Origin of the sequence: Micromonospora sp. NPDC049799 (genome assembly GCF_040656655.1) — a bacterium.
Lineage (GTDB): Bacteria > Actinomycetota > Actinomycetes > Mycobacteriales > Micromonosporaceae > Micromonospora.
The window spans coordinates 1-1,345 of the sequence record NZ_JBFAMU010000846.1; the positions used below are offsets into that span (position 1 = coordinate 1).

A 1,345-nucleotide genomic window follows, 5' to 3' on the forward strand; every position below is an offset into this window, starting at 1 on the left:
CGGGCCGTCCCCGGCCCGCCGGCTCCCGCCCCGCCGGCACCCACCGCCCCGCCCGCTGACCCCGCACCCGCCGCGCGCAGTGCGGTGCGCGGTACGCGGTGCGGGTGCGAGGTGTTAAGCGGGGACCCTTCCTCTACCGCAGGCGTCAAGCGGGGCCCCTTCCTTACTCCAGCGGCAGGTCGGTGGAGTGCAGGCAGCGGCCGTCGTCGGTGACCACCGCGTGCCGGTGACCCGGTAGCCGGTCCAGCCAGCCGATCCCGGCGACGCCCATCGCGACGGCCGCGGTGGCGTACGCGTCGGCGACGCCCAGATCCGGCCCGACCACGGTGACCGAGCGCAGCCCCCGCCCGGGGGTGCCCCGGCGCGGGTCGAGCACGTGGTGTCCGCGCTCGTAGACGCCGGAGGTGGCCACGGCCAGGTCGGTGCCGGTGAGGATCAGGCAGGTGGCGGTCTCCTCCCACGGGTGCCGGACGCCGATCCGCCACGGCCGGCCGGACGACGACCGGCCCCGGACCCGCACGTCCCCGCCCGCGTTCAGGCAGTGGTTGGCCGCCCCGGCGGCGAGCAGCCGGTCGGAGGCGACCTGCGCGGCCCAGCCCTTGACGTACCCGGACGGGTCGAGGCCACCGGTGGCGTACGCGTCGAAGAACCCGTCGGTGGCGCCCCACAGGTCGGCGCAGCGTTCCAGGACCAGCCGCAGGTCCGCCGACGCCTCGGAGAGCAGCAGCTCCCCCCGGTCGAAACGGCACACCTCGCTGTCGGCGCGGTACGTGCTGAACCGGGCGTCCACCTCACGCAGCCAGCCGAAGACGTCCTCGGCCAGCTCGTGCAGCCGGTCCGCGGGCAGGTCGTCGGCGAGGTCCAGGCTGATCGCCGTACCCATGATCTGCTCGACCCGGCGCAGCCCGGGGCGGGTCAACGCCGGCACGTCAGTTCGCCCGGTCGATGGCCGCCTGCAACGACTGCTTGTACGACGTGCTGGTGGCGGTCGCGCCGGAGACGGTGTCCAGGTCGGCGTCCTGCTGCTGCACCACGAGACCGCCGCTGCCGCTGTACCGTCCGTCGACCTGCTCACTGCGCTGGTCGGACTGCGCGGTCTCCTCCGGCAGCTCCAGCGCCCGCGCCTCGACGATCCGGGAGCCGGACAGCACGATCTGGACCTGGACGTTGCCGTACTCGTTCTCCACCACCGGGCCGGTCACCGTGCGGGTGGTCGGCTGGGCCGGCGGCTTGGTGGTGGTCCGCGGCGCGGACGGCGTCCGGGTCTGACCGCCCGAATCCGACCCCGAGCCGGTCGTGGGCCGGGCCGAGGGGGCGCGGCTGGCGCTGCGGGTGGGCCGGGGCG

The 1,345-nt window shown here is 75.6% G+C and carries 2 protein-coding genes; both read right to left on the bottom strand.

The window, feature by feature from the left end; translation table 11 throughout:
- Positions 1–163: 163 nt before the first annotated feature.
- Positions 164–883: an FAD:protein FMN transferase gene (locus tag AB0I76_RS30010; RefSeq protein WP_357042530.1), complete on the bottom strand. Its 720-nt coding sequence runs from the start codon at positions 881–883 to the stop codon at positions 164–166.
- Positions 884–929: 46 nt separating this feature from the next.
- Positions 930–1,345, bottom strand: a 416-nt coding sequence (locus tag AB0I76_RS30015; protein WP_357042527.1) for an FMN-binding protein, incomplete at its 5' end; no start/stop codon positions are given.

Excerpts from the sequence above, each read along its gene's own strand:
- AB0I76_RS30010 (WP_357042530.1), bottom strand. The coding sequence starts at position 883 with ATGGGTACGGCGATCAGCCTGGACCTCGCCGACGACCTGCCCGCGGAC.